Origin of the sequence: Micromonospora sp. DT4 (assembly GCF_049841675.1) — a bacterium.
Classification (GTDB): domain Bacteria; phylum Actinomycetota; class Actinomycetes; order Mycobacteriales; family Micromonosporaceae; genus Micromonospora.
Genome location: NZ_JBNCKT010000199.1, coordinates 1 through 5,143 on the forward strand (window position 1 = coordinate 1; position 5,143 = coordinate 5,143).

Annotated in this window: 7 protein-coding genes; 3 read left to right on the forward strand and 4 right to left on the reverse strand. The window is 69.4% G+C overall.

Going from position 1 to position 5,143, the window contains the following annotated elements; genetic code table 11:
- Positions 1-68: 68 nt before the first annotated feature.
- From ACLQ24_RS28415 to ACLQ24_RS28430, 4 genes are all read right to left on the reverse strand, one after another.
- Complete coding sequence (locus ACLQ24_RS28415; protein ID WP_425894811.1) at positions 69-332, reverse strand: hypothetical protein; 264 nt, start codon at positions 330-332, stop codon at positions 69-71.
- 117 nt (positions 333-449) lie between these two features.
- Positions 450-869 (reverse strand): PPOX class F420-dependent oxidoreductase, encoded by a 420-nt coding sequence (locus ACLQ24_RS28420; protein WP_425894812.1) that lies wholly within the window; start codon positions 867-869, stop codon positions 450-452.
- A 98-nt stretch (positions 870-967) separates the two neighbouring features.
- The gene (locus tag ACLQ24_RS28425; protein ID WP_425894813.1) at positions 968-1,423 is read right to left on the reverse strand and encodes a pyridoxamine 5'-phosphate oxidase family protein; all 456 of its coding nucleotides are present in this window, start codon (positions 1,421-1,423) and stop codon (positions 968-970) included.
- Between the two features lie 145 nt (positions 1,424-1,568).
- Entirely contained in the window at positions 1,569-1,979 is a 411-nt protein-coding gene (locus ACLQ24_RS28430; protein WP_425894814.1) for a VOC family protein, read from the reverse strand.
- A gap of 120 nt (positions 1,980-2,099) precedes the next feature.
- Between ACLQ24_RS28430 and ACLQ24_RS28435 the strand changes: the two genes are divergently transcribed.
- The 3 genes from ACLQ24_RS28435 (at position 2,100) to ACLQ24_RS28445 (ending at position 4,730) form a co-directional block, all read left to right on the forward strand.
- Complete coding sequence (locus tag ACLQ24_RS28435; protein ID WP_425894815.1) at positions 2,100-2,993, forward strand: NAD-dependent epimerase/dehydratase family protein; 894 nt, start codon at positions 2,100-2,102, stop codon at positions 2,991-2,993.
- Between the two features lie 48 nt (positions 2,994-3,041).
- Complete coding sequence (locus tag ACLQ24_RS28440; protein ID WP_425894816.1) at positions 3,042-4,457, forward strand: hypothetical protein; 1,416 nt, start codon at positions 3,042-3,044, stop codon at positions 4,455-4,457.
- 150 nt (positions 4,458-4,607) lie between these two features.
- On the forward strand, positions 4,608-4,730 hold the full coding sequence (locus ACLQ24_RS28445) for a hypothetical protein (protein WP_425894817.1): 123 nt from the start codon (positions 4,608-4,610) through the stop codon (positions 4,728-4,730).
- Positions 4,731-5,143 lie beyond the last annotated feature (413 nt).

Here is a 5,143-nt window from a genome sequence, read left to right on the forward strand (position 1 = left end):
AAATCCTTGTTCCGCAAGCCCGAAGTCCGCTACGCCGCCTCCTGACCATCAACTATTTGCCTTACGGGTCAATAACAGCGGCCGTCCTCGCTGATGTTGCCGAAGGCGTAGTCGACGTGGGTGAGGCGGCTCGCCGCCCCGGAGGTGTCGAGCTTCCTGACCGGGAACGCCCGGCCGTAGATGCCCCACTGGGTAAAGTAGCCGACCCGGTGGTAGCCGGGCTGGCGGTCGGGCCTGGCGGTGGCGTTCGCGGCGGCGGGCGGCGCGGCGGTGATCAGCAGGGTCGCCAGGGCGACGACGGCGGTGAGGCGGCGGTGGCGCAGTTGACGCATCGGCACTCCCACGAGGGATCAAGCAGAATTAGTAAAGACACTTATCTGATTGATGAAGTTAAGCCGATCACGCTCAGCGGTCAATAGCCGCTCATTCGCCACCGCCGCCTCCGCGGGTCAGCCGACCTGGCTGTTGTCCTTCATCGAGCCCCAGCCGTGCCAGCGGTCGATCTCGATCAGGGCGCTGACCCGACCGCGATCACGCCGGGGGTAGGCATTGCCCGTGTAGTGCCGGGACAGGCGGTCGATGTCCGCGAAATCCTCGTCGGCGCGCAGCTCGGTGACGTGCCCGACGATGCTGACGTGGGTGTACCAGCCGGCCTCGTCCAGCACCGTGAGGGAGACCCGAGGGTCGTTGCGGACGTGCTCCAACCGGCGGCGGCTCTCGTCCATGTTGACCAGGATCCGGCCGTCCTCCCACAGGTACCAGGTCGCGGCGGACACCGGCTGACCACCGTTGCGAAGCGTGGTCATGACAGCCGGGTTCGGCTTCTTGAGCATCTCGACCGCGGCCTCGGGAAGCGGTGGCTTGGACATGGATCTCCTCCTCATGAGCGATTACCCCTGCACGGTACGCACCCGGCCGGCGCACGCACGCCAGGACGCGGAACGCGGCACGCGGAACGCCGGGTGACTCAATCGAGCCAACTGCCGTCGCGCATGAGGACGCGTCCCTTCAGCTCGTTCGCCTCCCGCCAGGCCAGGACGCGCCGCGGCCGGATCACGAAGTACTGGTAGGGCTCCGCGCTTCCGCTCGGGTCGAAACCGGTCCTGGCGGCGAACGCCGCTCGCCTCTCGTGGCCGAGGTCGGCGGTGTCCACCGCCTCGGCGGCGCCGTCGACGATCACGACGTCCCGTGTCGTTCCCAGGCTGAGCCGCACCCGACGATCCCCGAGCAGGTTGCGGCCGGTGACCGAGGCGCGCGGCGTCGAGATGAGAAACACGCTCCCGTCCCAGAGGAAGGAGAGAGGGACGAGGTGCGCGCCGCCGGGGGAGCCCGACGTGGCGACCCACAGGTCGATGTCGTTCTCCAGTCTCCCGCGCGTGTCCCTCAGCCGCTCGTCACGGCTGCGCGGTGGCTCACTCGCCATGTCTTCCCGTCGGCCTCGTGATCCCTGATCGGTTCGGTCGCCCCGCCGCGACCAACGGCAGGTCCGGCACGTGACGCAGTCGTTCGAGGTCGTTCAGGAGCTGCTGCTCGGCGCGTGCGCGCCCCCAGGCGGCGAGACACATGGCTCAGCGCAGCTCCTGGATACGGACCATGTTGCCGGCGGGATCGCGGAAGGCGCAGTCACGGATGCCGTACGGCTGCTCGGTCGGCTCCTGGACGACCTCCGCGTCGCCGGACTGGATCTTCTCGAACGTGCCGTCCAGGTCCCGGGTCGCCAGCAGGATCCACCCGTAGGTGCCCTTGGCCATCATCTCGGCGATGGTGCGACGCTCGTTCTCGGTGATGCCCGGGTCCGCCGCCGGCGGAGCCAGCAGGATGGACGTGCCGGGCTGGTCGACGGGACCGACGGTGATCCACCGCATCGTGCCCTTCCCGACGTCGCTGCGGACCTCGAAGCCGAGGACGTCGCGGTAGAAGGCCACCGAGGCATCCGGGTCGACGTGCGGGAGAACTGTCGTGTGAATGGTGATGTCCATGCTGGTCATGTTAGGGAGGATCGGCGGCGGTCACTTCTCGATTCCTGATCGTAGCGGCGGGTGGCGAACAGGGACGCACCCGCGTGCGAGCTGCCCGGGCCGGCCGGCGAGGATGGGTTCATGACCGACTCCGCACTCCCCGGACGCGTCGTCGTCACCGGCGCCACCGGCAAGCTCGGCCGCGCCGTGGTCGCCCACCTGCGGGGCGTCGGCGTCGACGTGCTGGCCGTGGACCGCGTCGGCGGCCGTGACCCCCGCGACGTCGACGGCGAGTTCCTCATCGTCGACCTGACCGACTACGGGCAGGTGGTCGAGGCCTTCACCGGGGGCGCCGACGAGCACGCCGGTGGCGTCGAGGCGGTCGTGCACCTGGCCGCCGTTCCGGCGCCCGGGCTGATGACGAACGCGGCCACGTTCGCGAACAACTCCGCCGCGACGTACAACGTCTTCGCCGCCGCCCGGGCCGCCGGCATCAAACGGGTGGTGTGGGCGTCCAGCGAGACGGTACTCGGGCTGCCGTTCGACACCCCGCCGCCGTACGCGCCGGTCGACGAGGAGTACGCGCCACGGCCGGAGTCGACGTACTCGCTGAACAAGGCCCTCGAGGAGGAGATGGCGCGGCACTTCTGCCGCTGGGACCCGGAGCTGGTCATGGTGGGCCTGCGGTTCTCCAACGTGATGGACGTCGAGGACTACCTGCCGTTCCCCTCCTTCGACGCCGATCCGCGCTCGCGGCGGTGGAACCTGTGGGGTTACATCGACTCGCGCGACGGCGCCCAGGCGGTCGAGCGGGCGCTCGCGTACGACCGGCCCGGCGCGGACGTCTTCATCATCGCCAACGCCGACACGGTCATGACCTCATCGAGCGCCAGCCTGATGGCCGAGGTCTACCCGAGCGTCGAGATCCGCAAGGAGCTCGGCGAGCACGAGACCCTGCTCAGCATCGACAAGGCGCGGCGCGTGCTCGGCTATGAGCCCCGGCACTCGTGGCGCGACCACGTCGACCAGTTGTAGTCCGCGTCGGCGCCTAACCAGGTTGTGCCGTACGCCCAGAATGTATACGTGACCCTCGATATAGATCACGTGTACGTGCCGGTCAAGTTCGACCTCGGCGGCACGGTGCAGGACGTGGAGCCGGCGCTCCCGCTGCTGGCCAGCCTGGGCGTCACCTCGGTCCACGCCGTCCAGCACGAGGAGACCCGGGCCTACAACATTTCGTACCTGGCCACCCATCCGCCGGTGTTGCAGATCTCCCTCGGCACGTCGCCGGTACGCATCGGCCGTACGACGTGGGCCACCAGCACCCAGATCGTGATCTACCCGGCGCTCGGCGTGATCTCGGTGGACCTGCGGTTCGCCGTGCCGCAGCCCGCGGCCAGCACCGAGGACATCTGCCGGTTCTACGACGACCTCGTGCGCGAGAACACCCTCGACTACTTCCGGCACCTGCGCGACCTGGACACCTTCTCGTCGAACCTGGCCGGGCACCTCGACATGATCGAGGCCGAGCCCCGGGAACACGGTGGGCTGACGGTGTCCGCCCACGTCCAGGCGGTCCGCGCCATCCTGCGCGAGTCGGCCGGCTTCGAGCCCCGGGAACGCCGCTACCCGTTCCAGAACATGCGCCAGTTCTTCGCCCTGCGCGGTCCCGAGCTGGCCCAGGACGACCCGCTCGTGGAGTCGCTGCTGCGGCTCTCCGCGCTGCCGGTGACCTCGGGCCCGGCCGCCGACGACGGGCCGCTGCGCCTGCCCGGTCTGCTGGTCCGCACCACCGGCTGGTCCACCGTGGCGGTCCTGCACGACGGGGCGGACGCAGCGCCGGCGGCGGTCCGCATGGTCCAGGACATGTACGGCCAGATCCACGCCCAGTGGTTCTTCTGCCAACTGTGGGTGGGCGTGGACCCGAACGACCGCGACGAACTCGTCGGGCCGGGTCACTCGCTCGGCGCGCGCATCACCCAACTGGCGCGGGTCCAACTGCAACTGAGCCGAGGTCTGGCCGAGGTCGGCAACGTGGACCTCATGTACCGCGATCCCATGCGCATCGCGGTGGCCACGTTCCTCATCGACGGGCTGCGGGTTCCCCGGCACCTGCAGGCCGCGCGGCAGCGCCTCGAACTGCTACGCAGCAATCTGAGCCAGCTCTTCGGGTTGCAGACGGCGCTGTTCCAGCAACGCCTCCAGTGGTTGTTCTCGGTTACCGCGGTCGCCGGCGTCGCGGCGCTGCTGCCGGAGATGCTCCAGGTCGACAGCATGCGCTGGCGGATCGTGACCATCGCCCTGTTCGGCACGTTGGCGTTGTTCTGCTGGCTGCTGATCCGGCTCCTCGGCCGCGCGGGCCTCCGCACGGACCGGCGGGCCCGGCGGCCCCGGACGAGGCAGCGGACCGCCCGGACGAGGCGGTGGAGGCGCTGGGGGCGCGGGGTCGGCCGGGCGCGAGCCGGCGTCGGCGATCGTCCTCCGGGCGATCCGGCATAACCACCGGGCGTGCACGCTCGGGTACGGCACGTTGCCCCAGGTGCCCTTGCGGTACGGGCTGTGCTCGAAGATCACCGGCACCTTGAAGCCCTCGGTGGCGGTCTCCCGGGGCCGGGAGATGTCGATCGCCACCCGGTCGGGACGGCCGTCGTGGTCGGTGTCCACCGGGTCTGGACGTACACCCGTTCCTCGATGGCGTCGGCGAGCGAGAACACCGGTTGGGTCATGCCGTCGGCCACCACGATGCCGGTGGGCGCGGGTGCCGTGGGCTGAGCGACTGCCGGTGTCGGTGTCGCGCTCAGGGCCAGTGCGCCGGACACGCCGACGCTGAGAAGTGCCAGATGGCGGGGCCGACGCATGCGCGTCGCACTTCGGTCGGGCTGGTTGCCGGGTCTCGGCAGGGGCCAGTCGCGAAGATCCATTCGTCGCCATGCTAGGTGCGAGTGGACGTCGGCGTCGATCCCTTCGGGTGGCCACCTCCGGCCGTTCTCCCGATCGGGATTGCGGCGGTAATCGAATCGACATCGAACCAGGTAGGCCGTCGACACGTGGCGGAAAACGTTGTCTCGGCGGGAGAAAAAACCCTCGTCACAGCCTCCCGAAGATCCGGTTATTTGACCCGTAACCCAAATGGTTTGTGATCGTTTGGGGTGTATGGGCGTTACGGTGCGGGACGCGCGTCGGCT